This is a genomic window from Pseudomonas sp. NY15374, from assembly GCF_048068255.1.
GTDB lineage: Bacteria > Pseudomonadota > Gammaproteobacteria > Pseudomonadales > Pseudomonadaceae > Aquipseudomonas > Aquipseudomonas machongensis.
On sequence record NZ_JBLUPZ010000011.1, the window covers coordinates 96,680 to 115,853 of the forward strand.

Consider the following 19,174-nt stretch of genomic DNA (forward strand, 5'->3'; position numbering starts at 1 on the left):
AACGGATAGTGGCTCACGCCCTATCCGTTTTTTTGTCGCGCCTTCGTACGCTCTAGAAGGTGTGTCCCAGATTCAGGTACACCGCCTTCTGGTGCTCGGTGTTGGCGCCATAACTGATGTTCAGCGGCCCAAGCGGCGTGTCCAGCCCGAGGAAGATGCTCGCGGCGTTGATATAGCCACTGTCGAACTCGTTGTCGTTGTTCCAGGCGCGGCCACGCTCCAGCGACCCGCCCAGGTACAGCGGGAAGTCCAGCGGCAGGTAGGCGCGCGGTGTCAGGCGACGGTAGTAGACCACGCGCATCAGGCTGATGTTCTGCCCCGACACCGAGTCCTGGCGAAAGCCCGATAGCTGCCGAGCGCCGCCAAGCACGAAGCTGGAGGTCACCACCTCGGTATCGTCCAGGGTGCGGCCATAGCGGCCGCCGAATACCCAGGTGTTCGGCCCATAGCTCAACGCCTTGTCGATGTTGAACTGCCACTGTCGGTAGTCGCTGTCCGAGTCCAGCGAGCGGTCGTACTTGCGCAAGGTCAGGCCGATGTCTTCGCCGCTGTGGGGGAAGTACACGTTGTCGAGGGTGTCGAAGGAGTATTTCAGTTCGTAGAAGCCTTCATTGAAGCTGACCTTTGGCAGGTCCTGGTCGCCGATGCGCACTTCCGCCTCACCCCAGGCCTTGCCTACGCCCAGGCGTACTTCCCCGTAGGTGCCGATCTGTCGACCCAGGTTCAGACCAAAGCCGTAGCGTTCCAGGCGGTACTCGGCCACCGGGTCGTTGTCCAGGGTCGCTTCGATGTTCTGCGAGCCGAGCGACAGGTACGGGGCGACGAAGTAGCGCGAGCCGACGTCCAGCGGCTGGTAGAACTCGCTGTAGAGCTCCTGCTGATCGCCGATCTGTGCCCGGGTCAGCCATTCGGCGCCCAGGCGATTGATGCCGTTCATCCGATAGCTGGCACCCAGATTGAAGGCACTGTCGCCGCGCATGTCATCGGACAGGTTCAGGCCCAGGCGCAGGTAGTCGGTACCGCCGCGTTTACCCCGGGCGTTGATCACCAGCGTGTTTTCCTCGCCCTTGTGCACCACGCGGTACTGCACCCGGTCGAAGTAGTCCAGGCCGTAGAGGGTACCCATATCGGTTTGCAGGCGCTCCAGCTCCAGCGGCTCGCCCAGGGGCTGGCGGATGTAGTAGCGGATCACGTCATCGCTGACCTTTGAATCGTTCTCCACCTTGATCGCCGTGATGATGGGCGTGCGCTGTTGCGCAGAGCGTGCCACGGCCAACTGGCTGTCGCCGCCAGCCTGGCGCAGCACCGCCAGGCGTGCGTCGAGGGCGCGGGTGGCGCGGTAGCCGGCGTCGATCATGTCCTGGGCACGGCCGAAGTCGGTCACGCCAAAGGCTGCCAGTGCTGGCTGTACCAGGATGTCGTCGCGGTGCAGGCTGGCCAGTTGTTCCTCGGAGTTGCGCCGGGTCATCAGGGTGATCGACTGGTTGAGCACGTCCACGACCGTGGCCAGTTGCTTGCGGCTGCGCAGCGGGGTGCCGATATCGACGACGATAGCCATGTCCACGCCCATTTCGCGCACCACATCCAGCGGGATGTTGTCGACCATGCCACCGTCCACCAGCAGGCGCCCATCGAGCTCGACCGGGGCGAACACTGCCGGAATCGACATGCTGGCGCGCACCACCTGAGGCAGGTGACCACGGCGGAACACCACCTTCTCACCGCTGGCGATGTCGGTGGCAACGGCGCGGAACGGGATCGGCAGTTTGTCGAAGTCACGAATGTCAGCGGTGTGGGCCAGCTTGCTTTCCAGCAGCAATGACAGGTTCTGGCCCTGTATCACCCCCAGCGGCAAGCCAAGGCTGCCGTCATCGCGAAAGCTCAGCTTCTGCTTGACCAGGAAATCGCGGTCGTCCTGCTTGCGGCGAAACGGCACATCCTTGCGCGGCGGAGCGTCGGAAAGTGCCTGCTGCCAGTCGAGGGTACGGGCCAGGTGTTCGAGCTCCTCGATGCTGTAGCCGGAGGCATACAGGCCGCCAACCACCGCGCCCATGCTGGTCCCGGCGATGGCGTCGATGTGCACGCCTTGTTCCTCCAGGGCCTTGAGCACGCCGATATGCGCAAGGCCGCGGGCAGCACCCCCCGACAGCACCAGGCCGACCTTGGGCCGAGGCGGCTCCACGGCCAGGGCGGTGAACGAGGTGAGCGCCAGCAACAGGCATAACAGCAGATGATGCATCGTGAGTCTCAACGCGATGGGCAAAGACCGCTAGTATAAGCGGCTCACTCACCAGGAACTGTCTCCACATGGCCGATACCAAGCCAGAAGTTGTCATCACGTATTGCACGCAGTGCCAATGGCTGCTGCGTGCTGCCTGGCTGGCTCAGGAGCTGCTCAGCACCTTTGGCGACGATCTTGCGCGAGTGGCCCTGGAACCGGGCACCGGTGGGGTGTTTCGAATCACCTGCGACGGCGCGCAGATCTGGGAGCGCAAGCTCGATGGTGGCTTCCCCGAGGCCAAGGTGCTCAAGCAGCGGGTGCGTGACCAGATCGACCCGCAGCGAGACCTGGGCCACAACGACCGTTGATCATGCGCCTTCGGCCAGGCGTTCCCTCCTTGACGGTGGTTCGGCAGACAGGCGGCTGGACAGCACGATGGCGAAGATGATCAGCGCTCCGCCAGCGAGCATGCGCAGGGTGGGCGTCTCGGCGAACACCATCCAGGCCACGGCGATACCGTAGACCGGTTCCATGCCGAACACCACCGAGGCGGTGCGGGCCTTGATCACTGCCAGGCTGGCGACGAACAGGCTGTGCGCCACCCCGGTGCAGAAGATGCCGAGCAGGGCGATCCAGAGCCAGTCCATGGGCTTCACCGCGCCGAGCCCCGGCAAGGCGAAGGGCAGGAGGCACACACCGACCACCAGGTTCTGGCACAGCGCAGCCTGTACCGCAGGCACGCGGCCGGAGCCGGCTCGATTGGTCAGCGACAGCAGCGAGAACAGCAGGCCCGAAAGCAAGGCCCAAAGCAGGCCGCCCGTAGCCTCGCTGGCCAGGTTGAACGCCGGGGTGACCAGCACCAGGCCGATGCTTACCAGCAGTACCAGCAGGGCTTCGTTGCGACGGATGCGCTCGCGGAACAGCACGCCTTCGAGGATCACGGTGAACGCTGGAAAGCTGGCAAAGCCGAGGGTAGCGATGGCAACGCCGCCGACCCGCACGGCGATGAAGAAGCTCACCCAGTGCCCGGCCAGCAATATGCCGCCAAGCAGCAGGCGCCCCAGGTCCTGAGCCCTGAGTCGCTGCCAGCCCTTGCGGGCGAGGCCGGCGAACAGGGCCAGGGCGAGCACCGCGAAGAGTGCGCGGCCAAAGACGATGATCGAGGGCGTGGCACTGGCGGCCAGTTTGCCGAAGACGCCGGTGAGGCCGAAGAACAGCGCGCCGATGTGCAGGGCGCCGAGGGCAGTACGGTGGTTCATGGTGAGTCCTTGCTCGAGATCTTTGCTGGCACTTGCGCGGGTAGACCTTACCCACAGGCTGGCACAGGCACAGTGTAGAGCCGGGGGAGAACAGATTCTGTCGTCATCCTGGCGTCAGTTGTCGCCAGACTCTCGTCGCAGCGCCAGCGGCGTAAGGCCGAACGCCCGCAATATCGCCGCCGAAAACGCACTCTGCGAGCTGTAACCCACCTGTGCGGCGATTTCGCCCATCGGCAGCGAGGTAAGGACGATCAGTTGCCGCGCCTTGAGCAAACGCCGCTGGCGGATGTAGTCCATCGGTGTCATGCCGCATTCCTCGACGAAGCGTGCGTGCAGACGAGCACCTGACAAACCGGCCAGCCTGGCCAGGTCGGCGACTTGCAGAGGGTGTGCGGCATGACGCTCGATATGTGCATCGAAGGCTGCGTAGGGCAGGCGTTTGCTGGGCGTGGTGGGGGCGGCGGCGGTGTTCAGGCTGGCCAGCAGCAGGAGTGCGCCTTGGCGGCTGATCAGCGGATCGTCCACCGCGCTCGCTGCGAGCCAGTCCACCAGTTGCTGCTGGCGGCCGTCGAGCAGCAGCGCCGCTGGGCGTTCGAGCAGGCGGTGGCTGGCCTCGGCGTGGCCGCCCATCTGTTCGCGCAGCCAGTGTTCGCCTGGAATATCCAGCACCAGGCAGTGGCTGCCCGCGTCGCTGGCGCAGGTGTGGTGAAAACCAGCGGGGACCACGATGAGCCCCTGGCGGTCGATACGCGTGCCTCGGCCCTGTACCTCGAAATCGAGGTGCCCACGCAGGCCGAACACCAGTTGCGGGTGTTCGTGGCTGTGGGCGAGCAACTCGTCGCGGTAATGGCGCAGGGACAGGATCGGACCGACCATGGGAGCATCCTTGGGGCAGGGGAGCAGTGTATCGCAGTGCCGCGCAGGGGGAGCGGTTTTAGCCGCGAAAGGTAAACAGTGCGCAATCCGCGCCCGACCACTCGTCACACGACTGCCACCGATCTGTCATGCGCACCTGCCAGTCTCCTGCAAACAGCGCCGGAGGCCGCCCCATGACACATGCCGAACTTGTCCGTCCGTCACGCAAGCAGCGGGTGCGCACCCTGTGGATCTCCGATGTGCACCTGGGCACCCGGGATTGCCAGGCCGAGCACTTGTCGCAGTTTCTCAAGGGCTATCAGGCCGACCGCGTCTACCTGGTCGGCGACATCATCGACGGCTGGAAGCTGCGTAGCGGTATCTATTGGCCGCAAGCCCATACCAATGTGATTCGTCGCCTGTTGACCATGAGCAAGCGCGGTACCGAGGTGATCTACGTCACCGGCAACCACGACGAGTTCCTGCGCCGTTATTCGAAGCTGATCCTGGGCAACATCCAACTGGTCGACGAGGCCGAGCACCTTACCGCCGATGGTCGGCGCCTGCTGGTGGTGCACGGTGACCAGTTCGATGTGATCACCCGCTATCACCGCTGGTTGGCGTTTCTGGGCGACCGCGCCTATGAATTCACCCTGGTGCTCAATCGCTGGCTCAACCATTGGCGTGCCCGCTACGGGTATGGCTACTGGTCGTTGTCGGCGTACCTCAAGCACAAGGTCAAGGGTGCGGTGAATTTCATCAGCGACTTCGAGGATGCGATTGCCCATGAGTGCACACGCCGGGGGTTGCAGGGCGTGGTGTGTGGGCATATTCACCACGCCGAGATCCGCAAGGTGGGCGAGGTCGAGTACCTCAACTGCGGAGACTGGGTGGAATCGTGCACGGCGTTGATCGAGCACTGGGATGGCCACATCGAGCTGTACCGTCTGGCCGATGCTCAGGCGCGGGAGACCGAGCGCGTCGCGGCATTGCGCGAGCCAGCGTAATGCGGCGCGGCCGCAGGCCTCTCAAAGACTGATCTTGCCTCGCAAGATATCGCGGAACATCGCGAAATCACCAATCAGGCTATACAGCGGATACGTGAAGGTTGCCGGTCGGTTCTTCTCGAAAAAGAAGTGTCCGACCCAGGCGAAGCCGTACCCGGCGAACGGTATGGCCAGCAATAGCAGCCAGTTGCCGCTGCCAATGGTGTAGGCCAGCAGGGCGATGACCAGGCTGGTGCCGACGAAGTGCAGGCGTCGGCAGGTAGGGTTGGCGTGTTCGCCGAGGTAGTAGGGGTAGAATTCGGCAAAACTGCGAAACTGCGCTGTGCTGTTCATGGGCTGTGTTCCCGCAGGTGCGTTTTTGTTCAGGATACACGGCGTGGAGCCTGTTTCGAGTCTAGAGTCACTGGGAGTGGCTACCAGTGACAATTGGCGCCAATTGAATATCCTTTCGATTCACCGCTGGAGCGGTCAGCACAAGAAGCCTGTCATGAGTGAAAGAACCACGTCAGCCAGCTGGGCATCAGGGATCGTCAAGGCGCTCGAGCTGGAAGGGCTCGACTGTCGTGCCATGTTCAAGCAGCTCGGGCTGGACTTCGCCGCCCTCGATGATCCGGATGCGCGCTTCCCCCAGGACGCCATGACCCGCCTCTGGCAGTTGGCGGTGGAGCTGTCGGGAAACGAGGCCATTGGCCTGAACATGGCGCGAGTGGTGCGGCCGGCGTCCTTCCACGTGGTCGGCTATGCGCTGATGTCCAGTCGTACGCTGGCCGAAGGTTTCGAGCGACTGGTGCGTTATCAGCGCATCATCGCCGAAAGCTCCGACCTGAGCTTTCGTCTCGGGCCTGAGGGCTATTCGCTGATTCTTACCGTCCACGGTGATCACCTGCCGCCGACCCGGCACAGCTCGGAAGCCTCGCTGGCCTGCGCGCTGTCGCTGTGCAGCTGGCTCAGTGGTCGTCCGGTACAGCCGCGCCGGGTGCTGATCCAGGGGCCGCAACCCAGGAATGTCGAGCCTTATCGGGTCGCGTTCCGCGCGCCACTGGTATTTGGGGCTCCCCACGATGCGCTGGTGCTCGAGCGAGCCGACATGGAAGCGCCGCTGCCCACCGCCAACGAAGCGATGGCAATTCTCCATGATCGATTTGCGGGCGAATACCTGGCGCGCTTCTCGGAAAGTCGCGTCACCCATCGGGTGCGCCAGACCCTGTGCCGTATCCTGCCCCAGGGCGAACCCAAGCGCGAAACCGTGGCCCAGGCCTTGCACCTGTCCCAGCGCACGCTACAGCGGCGCTTGCAGGAGGAAGGCACCAGCTTCCAGACCCTGCTGGACGACACCCGGCGCGAGCTGGCCGAGCAATACCTGGCGCAGCCAGGCATGACCCTGCTGGAAACCGCTTATCTGCTGGGTTTTGCCGATCCGAGCAATTTCTACCGGGCCTTCCGCCGCTGGTTCGACGTCACGCCCAGCGAGTACCGCGCGCGCCTGGAGGCGTCAGTGGTCAGTGACGCCAGAACGCAGGCATGCACAACACCAGCACCGTGATGATCTCCAGGCGGCCGAGCAGCATGCCGCCGGCGAGAATCCACTTGGCGGCATCCGGCAGGCTGGCGAAGTTGCCGGCCGGGCCGATCACCTCGCCCAGGCCCGGCCCCACGCCGGAAACGGTACTGGCCGCGCCGGTCAGGGCGGTCATCCAGTCCACGCCCAGCAGCGACAGCAACAGGGCGATGACGCAGATGGTCACGGCGAAGAAGAACGAGAAGGTCAGGATCGAGCGTACGATTTCTTCGTCGAGGCGGTGACCATTGTATTTCTGCTTGATCACTGCGCGCGGGTGGATCAGCTGGTTGAGGCTGGCCTTGAGCAGGATGTACGCGACCTGGAAGCGGAAAATCTTGATGCCACCGGCGGTCGAGCCGGAGCAGCCGCCGATGAAGCCGAGATAGAAGAACAGCATCAGCGAGAAGTTGCCCCACAGGCTGTAGTCGCCCAGGGCGAATCCGGTGGTGGTGACCACCGAGGTGACGTTCAGTGCCACGTGGCGGAAGGCGTCGAGCCAGTGCAGGTCGGTGGTGGCCCAATACCAGGTGCCGAGCACGACCCAGGTGGCGACCAGCAACCCGAGCAGCCCCTGTACCTGCTGGTCGCGGATCAGCGCCCGGCGATTGCCGCGCAGGGTGGCCACGTAAAGGGTGAAGGGCACGCTGCCAAGGATCATCACCACCACCGCGACCCAGTGCACCGCAGGAATGTCCCACTTGGCCAGCGACAGGTCGGAGGTGGAGAAACCGCCGGTGGAAATCGCCGACATGGCGTGGTTGATCGCGTCGAAGGGGCTCATCCCCGCCCACCAGAACGCCAGGCTGCCGAGTACGGTGATGCCGACGTACACCGCGACGATGAACTTGGCGACCATATGCGAGCGCGGCATGACCTTTTCCGAACGGTCCGAGGACTCGGTCTGGAACAGGCGCATGCCACCGATGCGCAGCAACGGCAGGATCGCGACCGCCATGCCGATGAAGCCGATACCGCCGAGCCAGTGCAGCATCGAGCGCCACATGAGGATGCCCGGCGACATGTTGTCCAGGCCGCTGAGCACCGTGGAGCCGGTGGCGGTGATGCCGGACATGCTTTCGAAGAAGGCGTCGGTGTAGCTGATGTGCTGGGTCAGCAGGAAGGGCAGGGCGGCGAACACGCAGACCACCAGCCAACTGCTGACGGTCAGCAGGTACATGTCGCGGGGGCGCAGGTGCACGTGTTCCGGGCGGCCCGGCAGGACCATCGCCAGGCCTGCGATGAAGGTGATCAGGCTCGACCAGAGGAACGACGGCAGGTCGCCGGTGCGCTCGAAGATCAGCAGGGTCGCCATGGGCACGACCATGCTCACCGCCAGGGTGATCAGGAAGATGCCGATGATGAAACCAATGATCCTTAAGGTCGGCAACGCCATGTGATCTGCTCTGACTCGAAACGGAAAGGGCGCCATTCTACCTGTGGGTCGCGGGATGTAAACGTGTGCCCGGCGGTGGGGGGCGGACTTTTGATCGCGATCGCGGGCAAGTCGACTCCACATGTGCGCGAGGTCCTTTAGAATGGCGGCACATTTCTTCTGCCAGGAGGGTAGCCGATGGAGGCTCTCGACGCATTGCTCAACCGTGTTTCCGTGCCACGCCTGACTGAACCCGCGCCCAATGCCGCCCAACGCGAGGGGTTGTTCCAGGCGGCGCTGCGTGCGCCGGACCACGGCCAGCTGCGGCCGTGGCGTTTTCTGACCATCGAAGGGCAGGGGCGCGAGAAGCTCGGCGAGCTGTTCGCCGAAGCCGTGCAGGCCAAAGGCGATGCCAGCCAGGCGGCACTGGACAAGGCCCGGGCCATGCCGCTGCGCGCGCCCTTGCTGATCGTGGTCATTGCCCGTCTACAGGATCACTTCAAGGTGCCGAAGTCGGAGCAGCGCCTGGCGGCAGGCTGCGCTGCCCACGGCATTCTGATTGCGGCACATGCCCAGGGGATCGGCGCGGTGTGGCGCACCGGCGACATGGCGTTCGATGCCCATGTGAACAAAGGCCTGGGCCTGGCCGAGAACGAAGAACTGATCGGTTACCTGTACCTGGGCACGCCGATCAATGAACCGCGTACCCCGCCAGTGCTGGAGACGGCCGAGTTCGTCAGCGCCTGGGGCGAGTGATCGGAGGGGGTGTTGGGCTGCTGCGCAGCCCAGTCGCGTGGCACATCGGCTCTTGCACGCTCAAGCCGTTGCCTGGGCCACCGGCAGCTCCAGCCGCGCGACAAAGCCCCCCTGCGGATGATTCTCCAGCACCAGCGTCCCGCCATGTCGCTCGGCCGCGCGCCGGGCGATCGCCAGGCCAAGCCCGTGGCCCGGCGCGTCCTGCCCCGGCGCGCGGAAGAACGGCTCACCCAGCTGCGCAAGGTGTTCTGGCGCCACACCGGGGCCGTGGTCGCGCACGCTCAGCAGCAGGTGTTCCTGCTCGCGGCTGGCGCGAATCTCGATGGGCTGCCCTGCCGGGCTGAAGCGCAGCGCATTGCGCACCAGGTTGTCTACCGCCCGCTCCAGTAAGGTTGGCCAGCCCTGCAGGGTCAGCCCTGGCTCGGCCTCCAGGCGTACTTCCTGTTCCGGCACGCTGAGCTGGGCATCCTTGCGCACGCTGCCGAGCAGTGCGTTGAGATCGACGGGCTCGGCATGCGCCTGCTCGGCATCGACCCTGGCGAGCACCAGGATTTCGCTGATCAGGTCTTCCAGTCGGTCGCACTCGCGGGTCAGGCGCGGCCAGAGGGCCTGGCGCTGTTCGGGCTCGGCGCGTTCGGCCAGGGCCAGGGCGATGCGCAGGCGCGCCAGCGGCGAGCGCAGTTCGTGGGATACGTCACGGAGCAATTGGCGCTGGCTGCCGATCAGACTTTGCAGGCGGGCGCCCATCTTGTTGAAGTCGTTGGCCAGGACGCCGAACTCGTCGCGGCGTACCGCCAGTCGCGCCAGGCTGTTCTGCTGGTAGCTGGTCTGGCCCAGGTCATGCACCGCACCGCGCAGGCGGCTGAGAGGGCGGGTGATCGAGAGGGTCACCAGCAAGCTGAACAGGGTCAGCACCACCAGGGCGATTCCCAGGGCGCTGAGCGGCCAGATCAGGCTTTCACGGTGCCAGGCCATCAGCTCCGGGTGGGGAATGCGGTAGATCAGCAGGTAGGTTTCGCCCGTGGCAGGGCTGGTGTACTCCTCGGTGAGGCGGCGCCAGGGCAGGCGCCGCTCGTCGTTGTGCTGGCGTCGCTCGAAGTCTTCGGCGCGACGCGGGAAGGTTCCGGGCACCACGGCATCGCCGCTGTCGTCGAGCACCTGGACGTCGATCTTGTAGCGCTGCTTGCGTCGTTCCAGAAAGCGCTGCGATGCCTCCAGGCCTTCCTGTTCATAGTGCTGTACCCAGCGGCTGGCCAGGGTGTTCAGGCCGGGGTGGCGGCTGAGAATCCAGGCGTCCTGGTTGAGCATGTGGCCAAGCAGGATCGACAGGCCCGCAACCAGGGCGATGGCCAGCCAGAAACTGGCCAGGATGCGCCAGAACAATGAACGCAAGACGAGTACCTCCCACACACGAGAAAGGCCCGGCCCGCATTACCGCGAGCCGGGCACCGGTCGGACAGCTTACTGGGCCTTGGCGGCTTTTTCAGCTTTCCAGGCCTGGAACTGCTGCCATTCAGCCTTGTCTGCCGCGCGTTTGCTCTGCAGTTCGTCGAACTGCTTCTGTTGCTCTGGCTTGAGCAGGGCACGGATCTGGCTCTGGGTCTTGTCGTGACCGGCCTTGATCTCGTCCTGCATGGCTTTCTGGTCCGCCGCCGGCAGCTTGGCCAGGTAGCGTTCGGTGACGTCGCGGCGCTGCTTCATCTGCTCGCCCATCAACTTGCCGATCTGCTGGCGCTGGTCGCGGGTCAGGTCAAGCGGCGCGAAAGGCGCGTCACCGCGGTGATGCGGGCCGTCACCGCGTGGGCCGCCGTCTGGCATGGCCATGGCTACGGTCGGCAGGGCTGCGGCGAACATCAGGGCGATAAGGGTCTTGCGCATGGTGTTTCTCCTTTCTGAGGCCGGTGGTTACCGGATGAGCCCAGTCTAGGGAGATCAAGGTCAAGGGCGGTCAGGGCAGGGTAAAGGCTGGGTAAAGACGGTCATGGCGCTACACTGTGACCCGACTTGCCGTGGAGCTCTTGCCGTGACCTTCAGCCTTTCCCTCAAGCAGGCCCGACGCCTGGCCCTGTCTGCGCAGGGCTTCGGTAAGCCCCAGGCCGCGACGCCGGCTGCGCTCAAGCGCATGCTGCAGCGTCTGGGCGTGGTGCAGATCGATTCGGTCAATGCGCTGGTGCGCTCGCACTACCTCCCACTGTTCTCACGCCTGGGCGACTACCCGACCGAATTGCTCGACCAGTTGGCCTGGGGCCGTGGGCGTCAGCGCCAGTTGTTCGAGTATTGGGGGCATGAGGCGTCCTTGCTGCCGCTGTCGCTCTATCCGCTGATGCGTTGGCGCATGGCGCGGGCGCAACAGGGCGAGGGTATCTACCGGCAGTTGGCGCAGTTCGGCCGCGAGCGTCAGGATGTCATTTCCCGCGTGCTGGCTGCGGTGCGTGACCAGGGCGCCTTGGGCGCCGGAAGCCTGTCGACCCGGCAAGAGCGCGCCGGCCCATGGTGGGACTGGAGCGAGGAGAAGCATGCCCTGGAGTGGCTGTTCGCTGCCGGGCGGGTCACCGTCGCCGGGCGCCGCGGGTTCGAGCGCCTGTACGACCTGCCGGAGCGCGTGCTGCCGGCGGCGATCCTCGATCAGCCCGAGCTATCCGACAGCGAAGCCCAGCAAGGACTGTTGCTGCAAGCCGCCACGGCCTTGGGCGTGGCGACCGAGCAAGACCTGCGCGACTATTTCAGGCTCACGCCTGCGCAGGCGCGGGCTGCCCTGGCGCAACTGCTCGCCGAGGGTCGCTTGCAACACTGCACGGTGCAGGGCTGGAAGCAGCCGGCGTACTGCGCCGGCACGCCGCGCATTCCCCGGCGAGTGGAGGCCAGTGCCTTGCTTTCGCCGTTCGATTCGTTGGTCTGGGAGCGGGCCCGTACCGAGCGGCTGTTCGACTTTCGCTACCGTTTGGAGATCTACACCCCGGCGCACAAGCGGGTTTATGGCTACTACGTGTTGCCGTTCCTGCACGACGGCCGTATCGCCGCGCGCCTGGACCTGCGTGCAGAGCGAGCACGCGGTGAGCTGGCGGTGCATGCCGTGCATGAGGAGGTCCAGGGACTGGATGAAGAGGGCTTCCAGGCCCTGGCCCGCAGTCTGGAACGGCTGGCGGGGTGGCTGGGCCTGGAGCGGGTGCGCCTGGATTGCGCGCGCGAGTCGGCAGGGCCGTTGCGTCAGGCCCTCAGCGACGCACCTGCTTGAGGGTTTCGGCGATCAGGAAGGCCAGTTCCAGTGATTGATCGGCGTTCATCCGGGGGTCGCAATGGGTGTGGTAGCGGTCCGACAGGCCATCTTCGGTGATCGGTCGGGCGCCGCCGATGCATTCGGTGACATTCTGCCCGGTCATCTCGATGTGGATACCCCCGGCGTGGCTGCCTTCGGCCTGGTGCACCTGGAAGAACTGCCGCACTTCGTCGAGGATCTGCGCGAAATCGCGGGTCTTGTAGCCACTGCTGGCCTTGATGGTGTTGCCGTGCATCGGGTCGGAGCTCCACAGCACCTGGCGCCCCTCGCGCTCGACGGCGCGGATCAGCCCGGGCAGGTGATCGCCGACCTTGTTCGCCCCCATGCGCACGATCAGGTTAAGGCGGCCGGGGTCGTTGTCCGGGTTGAGCACGTCGATCAGGCGGATCAGATCCTCGGTGTTCATGCTTGGGCCGACCTTGACCCCGATCGGGTTGTGCACGCCCCGCAGGAACTCCACGTGGGCACCGTCGAGCTGGCGGGTGCGGTCGCCGATCCACAGCATGTGCGCCGAGCAGTCGTAGTAGTCCCCCGTCAGGCTGTCGCGGCGTACGAAGGCTTCCTCGTAGTTGAGCAGCAGCGCCTCGTGGGCGGTGAAGAAGCTGGTCTCGCGCAGTTGCGGTGCGCTGTCCAGGCCGCAGGCACGCATGAAGGCCAGGGTCTCGTCGATGCGATCGGCAAGCTGATGGTATTTGTCGGCCAGCGCCGAGTTGGCGATGAAATCCAGGTTCCACTTGTGCACCTGGTGCAGGTCGGCGAAGCCGCCCTGGGCGAAGGCGCGCAGCAGGTTGAGGCTGGCGGTGGCCTGGTGGTACGCCTGCAGCAGGCGCTCAGGGTCGGGGACGCGGCTGGCGGCGTCGAAGCCGATACCATTGACGATGTCGCCGCGGTAGGCGGGCAGGGTGACCTGGCCGATGGTTTCGTCGTTGGCCGAGCGCGGTTTGGCGAACTGCCCGGCCATGCGCCCGACCTTCACCACCGGGCAGCCAGCGGCGAAGGTCATGATGATGGCCATCTGCAGCAGCACCTTGAAGGTGTCGCGGATCTTCGCGGCGGAGAACTCGGCGAAACTCTCGGCGCAGTCGCCACCTTGCAGCAGGAAGGCGCGGCCCTGGGTGACCTCGGCGAACTGGCGGCGCAACTCGCGGGCTTCGCCGGCGAACACCAGCGGCGGGTAGCTGGCCAGGGTCTGCTCGACCTTGAGCAGGTGAGCGGCGTCGGGGTAGGTCGGTTGTTGCTGGATTGGCAGGGCGCGCCAGCTGTCGGGGGTCCAGGGTCGGTTCATCACGGGCTCGATGTGGTCGGTTCAGGCGTAGCTGCCATGGTAACAGTTGGCAGCGCGCTTGTTGCACCGCAGGCATTGGCGGACAATGCCGGTTTTTGTGTGTGCAGGTGGCAGGCGATGGCGACGGAGCGGGAAGAACGGCTGCTGGCCCGGGTGGAAGATGCCTACGGGGTCATCAGTGTGTACGAGGTCGAGGATTATCGCTTCCTCGAATTCGGTGACGCCATCGAGCAGAGCTGTACCTTCACCGCCGACCCCAGTTGGCTGGAGTACGACTACACGCGTGCAATGCTGGTCGGTGCACTCTGCCATCCGCAGCCGGAGAGCGCGCTGTTCCTGGGGCTGGGGGCCGGTACCCTGACCCAGGCCTGCTTGAAGTTCCTGCCGCTGGAGGATGTCGAGGCCATCGAGCTGCGCCCGGACGTGCCGCGTCTGGCCATGGAATACATGGGGCTCGACGATGATCCGCGCTTGTACGTGCGCGTTGGCGATGCCCTGGAGCTGCTGCCCACGGCTGAGAAGGCCGACCTGATCTTCGTCGATCTCTATACCGATCATGGCCCGGGCGTAGGCCATCTGGCCTGGGGCTTTCTGGAACAGTGCCAGCAGCAGCTCAATCCGGGAGGCTGGCTGGTGATCAACCAGTGGGCCGGCGACGATGGTCGGCCTTTGGGTGCGGCATTGTTGCGTGGGTTGTATCACCGGCATTACTGGGAGCTGCCGGTGAAGGAGGGCAACGTGATCCTGCTGGTGCCGGCGGATCTGGAGCAGGCACTGGATCTGGAGGGGTTGCGGGCGCGGGCCGAGGCGTTGGCAGCGCGGCTGGGCTATTCGCTGGACTTCCTGATTCGCGAAGTTCGGCCGGCGAGCTGATCGTAAAGCTGCGGCGTACCCTTCGCGGGTAAACCCGCTCCCACAGGGGCAGCGCTGCCCTTGAGCGTGGCGCCGACCCTGTGGGAGCGGGTTTACCCGCGAAGCAGTCGCCGCCGCTCGTGAAAAAACGTTTCAGTTTTCGATTAAATGATGGCCTTATAATGGCCGCTGCCTGTGAAAAAGTTCTCACAGATCAACGCGAATTCGTATATAGTACGCGCCGGTCTTTTAGCGGACCTCAAAATCAGGTGGTGCAAACCCTCCGAGTCCAGCTTCGGCTGCACGTCCGCTAGGCGGACCTTTCCCACGTAATTCTTTTTCAATCGTTTTCGCAAATCCCCGCCGCCAAAGCTGCCTGGGTGACCTCCGGGTCTTTCAAGGCATGTGCAGCTTTGGAGCATGGGTCTTTGCGGATGCACATAGAGGCAGACCCATGACCCAGGAAACCGGCGGATTCGCCGCTCTCGATCTTCATCCGAACATCGTTGCCGCCGTTCTGGCCACCGGCTATGAAGAGCCGTCGGCCATCCAGCAACAGTCGATCCCGATCATCCTCGCCGGTCATGACATGATCGGCCAGGCGCAGACTGGCACCGGCAAGACCGCTGCCTTCGCCCTGCCGATCCTCAACAAGATCGACGTGAGCAAGCGCGAACCGCAAGCCCTGATCCTGGCGCCAACCCGTGAGTTGGCGCTGCAAGTAGCCACCGCTTTCGAAACCTACGCCAAGCAGATGCCGGGCGTTAACGTGGTGGCTGTGTACGGTGGTGCCCCAATGGGCCCACAACTGCGTGCCATCCGTAACGGTGCGCAGATCGTCGTCGCCACGCCTGGCCGTCTGTGCGACCACCTGCGTCGTGACGAGAAGGTGCTGTCCACCGTTCAGTACCTGGTACTCGACGAAGCCGACGAAATGCTCAAGCTGGGCTTCATGGACGACCTCGAAGTGATCTTCGACGCCATCCCTGCCACCCGCCAGACCGTGCTGTTCTCCGCGACCTTGCCGTCGTCGATCCGTTCGATCGCCGAGCGTCACCTGCGCGAGCCCAAGCACGTCAAGATCCAGAGCAAGACCCAGACCGTCACCGCGATCGAGCAGGCCCACCTGATGGTCCACGCCGACCAGAAGATCCCGGCTGTGCTGCGTCTGCTGGAAGTCGAGGAATTCGACGCGCTGATCGCCTTCGTGCGTACCAAGCAAGCCACCCTGGACCTGGCCGCCGCGCTGGAAGCCAAGGGCTACAAGGCTGCTGCGCTGAACGGCGATATCGCCCAGAACCAGCGTGAGCGCGTCATCGACTCGCTCAAGGACGGTCGCCTGGACATCGTCGTCGCTACCGACGTCGCTGCCCGTGGCTTGGACGTACCGCGCATCACCCACGTGTTCAACGTGGACATGCCATACGATCCGGAATCCTACGTACACCGTATCGGCCGTACCGGTCGTGCTGGTCGCGATGGGCGCGCACTGCTGCTGGTGACGCCGCGTGAGCGTCGCATGCTGCAGGTGATCGAGCGTGTTACCGGGCAGAAGGTTGCCGAGGCTCGTCTGCCTGGCCCGCAGGCCGTGCTGGATGCGCGTATCAAGAAGCTGACCGCAAGCCTCGCACCGCTGGTGGCTGAAGCTGAGGCCACCCATGGTGAGCTGTTCGACCGCCTGACCGCCGACCTGGGCTGCTCGGCTCGCGCGCTGTCTGCCGCGTTGCTGCGCAAGGCCACCAATGGCCAGCCGCTGGACCTGGCTGCCGTCGAGCGCGAGCAACCGCTGGTGCCGACCTACACGCCGCGTGAGCGCACCGGCGAGCGCAGTGATCGTGGTGAGCGCAGCGAGCGCGGTGACCGCGAGCGTCGCGCGCCGATGCCGCTGGCCGAAGGCCGCGTGCGTTGCCGTACCGCCCTGGGTGCCCGTGATGGTATCGCCGCCAAGAACCTGTTGGGTGCGATTCTCAATGAAGGCGGCCTGGCCCGTGACGCTATCGGTCGCATCCAGGTGCGCGACAGCTTCAGCCTGGTCGAGCTGCCGGAAGAGGGCCTGGAGCGTCTGCTGTCCAAGCTCAAGGACACCCGCGTGGCCGGCAAGCAACTGAAGCTGCGCCGCTATCGCGAGGACTGAGTCCTGCAGCAATGAAAAATCCCCGGCTTTGCCGGGGATTTTTTTTGCCTGCCGATTGGGGTGTATGAAATCAGTCGAACCTGTAGATATCCATTCCCAGTGCTCCCATCGTGAAGCCCTGGTGCACGATCCCGAACCTGTCGCCTGCGCCCATGGCAAAGAACAAGGGCAGCAGGTGCTCATCGCTCGGGTGGTTGCGCACCGCGAAAGGTGCCTGCTGCCGATAGTCTTCCAGCGCGGCCCTATCCTCTGCCTTCAATTTCTCGACCACCCAGTCGCGGAACGCGCGTGCCCAGGGCTCGATGGCGTCTGGCCCGGCATGCCAGTCCAGTTCGCCCAGGTTGTGGGTAATGCTGCCGGAGCCGACCAGCAGTATGCCCTGGGCGCGCAAGCCGGCAAGGGCCTCGCCAACCTGCAACTGCAGGGCCGGGCCCTGGCGGCTGGGCAGCGAAACCTGGATTACCGGGATGCCAGCATCCGGGTACATGAGCGACAGTGGCACCCAGGTGCCGTGGTCGAAGGGGCGTTGTGCATCGAGCTGGGCGGGCAGCCCGGCGTCACCGAGCAAGCCTGCTACCTGGCGTGCCAGCTCGGGAGCGCCAGGGGCCGGATACTGCACGGCGTACAGCGCAGCAGGGAAGCCGCCAAAGTCGTGCCAGGTCTGGGGCTGGGCGCCACTCATCACCGACAGTCCCTGGCTCTCCCAGTGCGCGGAAACCACCACGATCGCCTTCGGCCGCGGCAGGCCTGCCGCCAGGCGGGCCAGTGCCGGTCCACTGGCGCCGGGTTGCAGGGCAAGCATGGGCGAACCATGGGAAATGAACAGGCTAGGCAGCATGGCGGGGTCCTGAGCGGTTAAGATGCCGCCATCTTCGATCAGTTACCGATCGACATCCAATATAAGTTTTGCAAGTTATCTATCGAAAAAATCGGAGGAGTCATGGAGCCAGCGTTCTGGCACAAGCGGTGGGCGGACAACCAGATCGGCTTTCACCAGTCGCAGGTGAACCCGTACCTGCAGGCACACTGGCCCATGCTGGCCCCCGGCAGCCAGGTGCTGGTGCCCTTGTGCGGCAAGAGCCTGGACGTCGCCTGGTTGGCGGGGCAGGGGTATGGGGTGCTAGGGGTGGAAGTGTCGCAACGTGCGGTGGCGGATTTCTTCCGGGAGCACAGCCTTGAGGCCGAGGTGTCCCGCCATGGCGCCTTCGAGATTTGGCGCAGCGGCCTGGTGGAGTTGTGGTGTGGTGACTTCTTCGCGTTGCAGGCGGAAGATCTGGCACAGTGCGCGGGGCTCTATGACCGTGCTGCGGTGATTGCACTACCGCAGGCGCTGCGTACCCGTTACTTTGAGTTGCTTTCTGCCTGCCTGCCGGCTGCTTGCCAGGGGCTGATGGTCACCTTGGACTACGATCAGTCGCGTCTGGATGGGCCGCCGTTCTCGGTGCCGGATGACGAAGTCCGGCGCGGATTTGCTGGATGGCAAGAAGTGGCCGAGTTGGAGGCGCCGGACATTATCGAGGACAGTCCCAAATTCCAGAAGGCGGGAGTCGGTAGTCTGGTGGAGCGGGTCTATCGGTTGCAGCGATGATCGGCCTTCTTCTGGCCAGAATACGAGCAAAGAAAAGGGCGACCTGAGTCGCCCTTTCCAATTGCCGCGTTGAATCAACCGCGACGACGCAGTGCATCGATACGGTCTTCCAGCGGCGGGTGGCTCATCAGCAGGCCGGCGAGGCCCTGCTTGAGGCCGCCGTTGATGCCGAAGGCCTTCATCGTATCGGGCATGTGCACCGGCATACCTTGTTCCGAGCGCAGGCGCTGCAGGGCAGCGATCATCGCGCCAGTGCCTGCCAGGCGTGCCCCGGCTTCGTCGGCGCGGTACTCGCGGCGGCGCGAGAACCACATGACGATGATGCTGGCCAAAATGCCCAGGATCAGCTCGGCGACGATGGTTGCGACGTAATAGGCGATGCCCTGGCCTTCTTCGTTCTTGAAGATCACCTTGTCGACGAAGTTGCCGATGATACGTGCGAAGAACATCACGAAGGTGTTCACCACGCCCTGGACCAGTGCCAGGGTGACCATGTCGCCGTTGGCGACGTGGCCGATCTCATGGGCCAGTACCGCACGTACTTCGTCCCGCGAGAAGCGCTCGAGCAGGCCCTGCGAAACGGCGACCAGTGCGTCGTTGCGGTTCCAGCCTGTGGCGAAGGCGTTCGCCTCGTAGGCGGGGAACACGCCCACTTCCGGCATCTTGATGCCCGCCTCGCGGGACAGCTCCTCGACCGTCTGCAGCAGCCACTGTTCGTGGTGGGTGCGCGGCTGGGTGATGATCTGGGTACCGGTGGTCATCTTCGCCATCCACTTGGAGATGAACAGCGAAACCAGCGAGCCAGCAAACCCGAACACGGCGCAGAAGACCAGCAGGCGGCCCAGGTCCAGGTCGACGCCGTTGGCGGCCATGAACCCGTTGAAACCGAACAGGCTGAGGGTAATGCTTGCAACCAGCACCACCGCAAGGTTGGTGGCTACAAACAACAGAATGCGCATCATGGTTGTTACGTTCTCCTGACGGATGAAAATGTCGCTCTACTGCGG

17 protein-coding genes and 1 pseudogene are annotated in these 19,174 nt (G+C 64.6%); 8 read left to right on the plus strand and 10 right to left on the minus strand.

Translation table 11 applies throughout. The annotated features are described in order from the left end of the window. Window positions 1-52: 52 nt before the first annotated feature. Window positions 53-2,239 carry a patatin-like phospholipase family protein gene (locus ACNFHO_RS21530; protein WP_063543784.1) on the minus strand — a complete coding sequence of 729 codons (2,187 nt, stop codon included), beginning with the start codon at window positions 2,237-2,239 and terminating at the stop codon, window positions 53-55. A gap of 68 nt (window positions 2,240-2,307) precedes the next feature. Here ACNFHO_RS21530 and ACNFHO_RS21535 point away from each other — a divergent pair, with 68 nt between their 5' ends. Continuing rightward, the gene (locus tag ACNFHO_RS21535; protein ID WP_112897737.1) at window positions 2,308-2,589 is read left to right on the plus strand and encodes a SelT/SelW/SelH family protein; all 282 of its coding nucleotides are present in this window, start codon (window positions 2,308-2,310) and stop codon (window positions 2,587-2,589) included. Here the strand turns inward: ACNFHO_RS21535 and ACNFHO_RS21540 are convergent, their stop codons facing one another. Next, window positions 2,590-3,480, minus strand: coding sequence for a DMT family transporter (locus tag ACNFHO_RS21540; RefSeq protein WP_112897738.1), 891 nt, complete (start codon window positions 3,478-3,480; stop codon window positions 2,590-2,592). Window positions 3,481-3,594: 114 nt separating this feature from the next. After that, complete coding sequence (locus ACNFHO_RS21545; RefSeq protein WP_063543790.1) at window positions 3,595-4,356, minus strand: helix-turn-helix transcriptional regulator; 762 nt, start codon at window positions 4,354-4,356, stop codon at window positions 3,595-3,597. A 173-nt stretch (window positions 4,357-4,529) separates the two neighbouring features. On the opposite strand from ACNFHO_RS21545, the gene ACNFHO_RS21550 reads away from it, so the two are divergent. Continuing rightward, window positions 4,530-5,342 (plus strand): UDP-2,3-diacylglucosamine diphosphatase, encoded by an 813-nt coding sequence (locus ACNFHO_RS21550; RefSeq protein WP_416767302.1) that lies wholly within the window; start codon window positions 4,530-4,532, stop codon window positions 5,340-5,342. A 21-nt stretch (window positions 5,343-5,363) separates the two neighbouring features. Here ACNFHO_RS21550 and ACNFHO_RS21555 read toward each other — a convergent pair whose 3' ends face one another. Beyond that, window positions 5,364-5,675, minus strand: a complete 312-nt coding sequence (locus ACNFHO_RS21555; protein WP_054893259.1) for a DUF962 domain-containing protein — start codon at window positions 5,673-5,675, stop codon at window positions 5,364-5,366. Between the two features lie 154 nt (window positions 5,676-5,829). Here ACNFHO_RS21555 and ACNFHO_RS21560 point away from each other — a divergent pair, with 154 nt between their 5' ends. Further along, window positions 5,830-6,885 (plus strand): AraC family transcriptional regulator, encoded by a 1,056-nt coding sequence (locus ACNFHO_RS21560; protein WP_054893258.1) that lies wholly within the window; start codon window positions 5,830-5,832, stop codon window positions 6,883-6,885. Here the strand turns inward: ACNFHO_RS21560 and ACNFHO_RS21565 are convergent. Further along, window positions 6,842-8,296: a TrkH family potassium uptake protein gene (locus tag ACNFHO_RS21565; protein WP_063543794.1), complete on the minus strand. Its 1,455-nt coding sequence runs from the start codon at window positions 8,294-8,296 to the stop codon at window positions 6,842-6,844. The genes ACNFHO_RS21560 and ACNFHO_RS21565 overlap by 44 nt on opposite strands. Before the next feature lie 177 nt (window positions 8,297-8,473). Here ACNFHO_RS21565 and ACNFHO_RS21570 point away from each other — a divergent pair, with 177 nt between their 5' ends. Beyond that, the gene (locus tag ACNFHO_RS21570) at window positions 8,474-9,031 is read left to right on the plus strand and encodes an NAD(P)H nitroreductase (protein ID WP_054893256.1); all 558 of its coding nucleotides are present in this window, start codon (window positions 8,474-8,476) and stop codon (window positions 9,029-9,031) included. 60 nt (window positions 9,032-9,091) lie between these two features. On the opposite strand, the gene ACNFHO_RS21575 is transcribed toward ACNFHO_RS21570, so the two are convergent. Then, window positions 9,092-10,423 (minus strand): sensor histidine kinase, encoded by a 1,332-nt coding sequence (locus ACNFHO_RS21575; RefSeq protein ID WP_063543796.1) that lies wholly within the window; start codon window positions 10,421-10,423, stop codon window positions 9,092-9,094. Window positions 10,424-10,492: 69 nt separating this feature from the next. Further along, window positions 10,493-10,909: a Spy/CpxP family protein refolding chaperone gene (locus tag ACNFHO_RS21580; protein WP_416767303.1), complete on the minus strand. Its 417-nt coding sequence runs from the start codon at window positions 10,907-10,909 to the stop codon at window positions 10,493-10,495. Between the two features lie 103 nt (window positions 10,910-11,012). On the opposite strand from ACNFHO_RS21580, the gene ACNFHO_RS21585 reads away from it, so the two are divergent. Beyond that, window positions 11,013-12,266 (plus strand): winged helix-turn-helix domain-containing protein, encoded by a 1,254-nt coding sequence (locus ACNFHO_RS21585; protein WP_416767304.1) that lies wholly within the window; start codon window positions 11,013-11,015, stop codon window positions 12,264-12,266. Here ACNFHO_RS21585 and ACNFHO_RS21590 read toward each other — a convergent pair. Continuing rightward, window positions 12,247-13,593 carry a class II 3-deoxy-7-phosphoheptulonate synthase gene (locus ACNFHO_RS21590; protein ID WP_416767306.1) on the minus strand — a complete coding sequence of 449 codons (1,347 nt, stop codon included), beginning with the start codon at window positions 13,591-13,593 and terminating at the stop codon, window positions 12,247-12,249. The two genes, ACNFHO_RS21585 and ACNFHO_RS21590, sit on opposite strands and share 20 nt — an antisense overlap. 117 nt (window positions 13,594-13,710) lie before the next feature. Between ACNFHO_RS21590 and ACNFHO_RS21595 the strand changes: the two genes are divergently transcribed. Further along, window positions 13,711-14,466, plus strand: a complete 756-nt coding sequence (locus ACNFHO_RS21595; RefSeq protein WP_416767308.1) for a spermidine synthase — start codon at window positions 13,711-13,713, stop codon at window positions 14,464-14,466. Between the two features lie 399 nt (window positions 14,467-14,865). Continuing rightward, window positions 14,866-16,579: pseudogene (locus ACNFHO_RS21600) on the plus strand (DEAD/DEAH box helicase). Between the two features lie 70 nt (window positions 16,580-16,649). On the opposite strand, the gene ACNFHO_RS21605 reads toward ACNFHO_RS21600, so the two are convergent. Beyond that, window positions 16,650-17,417, minus strand: a complete 768-nt coding sequence (locus ACNFHO_RS21605; protein WP_416767309.1) for a DODA-type extradiol aromatic ring-opening family dioxygenase — start codon at window positions 17,415-17,417, stop codon at window positions 16,650-16,652. A 102-nt stretch (window positions 17,418-17,519) separates the two neighbouring features. Here ACNFHO_RS21605 and ACNFHO_RS21610 point away from each other — a divergent pair, with 102 nt between their 5' ends. Further along, window positions 17,520-18,167 (plus strand): thiopurine S-methyltransferase, encoded by a 648-nt coding sequence (locus tag ACNFHO_RS21610; protein WP_416767311.1) that lies wholly within the window; start codon window positions 17,520-17,522, stop codon window positions 18,165-18,167. A gap of 74 nt (window positions 18,168-18,241) precedes the next feature. On the opposite strand, the gene htpX is transcribed toward ACNFHO_RS21610, so the two are convergent. After that, a complete protein-coding gene (htpX, locus tag ACNFHO_RS21615; protein ID WP_402763611.1) occupies window positions 18,242-19,129 on the minus strand; it encodes a protease HtpX in 888 nt (295 codons plus the stop codon). Window positions 19,130-19,174: the final 45 nt, after the last annotated feature.

What these genes read in the sequence shown, in the direction of transcription:
- ACNFHO_RS21595 (WP_416767308.1), top strand. Translation starts at nt 13,711, where the DNA reads ATGGCGACGGAGCGGGAAGAACGGCTGCTGGCCCGGGTGGAAGATGCC.
- ACNFHO_RS21585 (WP_416767304.1), top strand. Translation starts at nt 11,013, where the DNA reads ATGGCGCTACACTGTGACCCGACTTGCCGTGGAGCTCTTGCCGTGACC.
- ACNFHO_RS21605 (WP_416767309.1), bottom strand. Translation starts at nt 17,417, where the DNA reads ATGCTGCCTAGCCTGTTCATTTCCCATGGTTCGCCCATGCTTGCCCTG.
- ACNFHO_RS21610 (WP_416767311.1), top strand. Translation starts at nt 17,520, where the DNA reads ATGGAGCCAGCGTTCTGGCACAAGCGGTGGGCGGACAACCAGATCGGC.
- htpX (WP_402763611.1), bottom strand. Translation starts at nt 19,129, where the DNA reads ATGATGCGCATTCTGTTGTTTGTAGCCACCAACCTTGCGGTGGTGCTG.
- ACNFHO_RS21530 (WP_063543784.1), bottom strand. Translation starts at nt 2,239, where the DNA reads ATGCATCATCTGCTGTTATGCCTGTTGCTGGCGCTCACCTCGTTCACC.
- ACNFHO_RS21590 (WP_416767306.1), bottom strand. Translation starts at nt 13,593, where the DNA reads ATGAACCGACCCTGGACCCCCGACAGCTGGCGCGCCCTGCCAATCCAG.
- ACNFHO_RS21565 (WP_063543794.1), bottom strand. Translation starts at nt 8,296, where the DNA reads ATGGCGTTGCCGACCTTAAGGATCATTGGTTTCATCATCGGCATCTTC.
- ACNFHO_RS21580 (WP_416767303.1), bottom strand. Translation starts at nt 10,909, where the DNA reads ATGCGCAAGACCCTTATCGCCCTGATGTTCGCCGCAGCCCTGCCGACC.
- ACNFHO_RS21545 (WP_063543790.1), bottom strand. Translation starts at nt 4,356, where the DNA reads ATGGTCGGTCCGATCCTGTCCCTGCGCCATTACCGCGACGAGTTGCTC.
- ACNFHO_RS21570 (WP_054893256.1), top strand. Translation starts at nt 8,474, where the DNA reads ATGGAGGCTCTCGACGCATTGCTCAACCGTGTTTCCGTGCCACGCCTG.
- ACNFHO_RS21535 (WP_112897737.1), top strand. Translation starts at nt 2,308, where the DNA reads ATGGCCGATACCAAGCCAGAAGTTGTCATCACGTATTGCACGCAGTGC.
- ACNFHO_RS21555 (WP_054893259.1), bottom strand. Translation starts at nt 5,675, where the DNA reads ATGAACAGCACAGCGCAGTTTCGCAGTTTTGCCGAATTCTACCCCTAC.
- ACNFHO_RS21540 (WP_112897738.1), bottom strand. Translation starts at nt 3,480, where the DNA reads ATGAACCACCGTACTGCCCTCGGCGCCCTGCACATCGGCGCGCTGTTC.
- ACNFHO_RS21560 (WP_054893258.1), top strand. Translation starts at nt 5,830, where the DNA reads ATGAGTGAAAGAACCACGTCAGCCAGCTGGGCATCAGGGATCGTCAAG.
- ACNFHO_RS21550 (WP_416767302.1), top strand. Translation starts at nt 4,530, where the DNA reads ATGACACATGCCGAACTTGTCCGTCCGTCACGCAAGCAGCGGGTGCGC.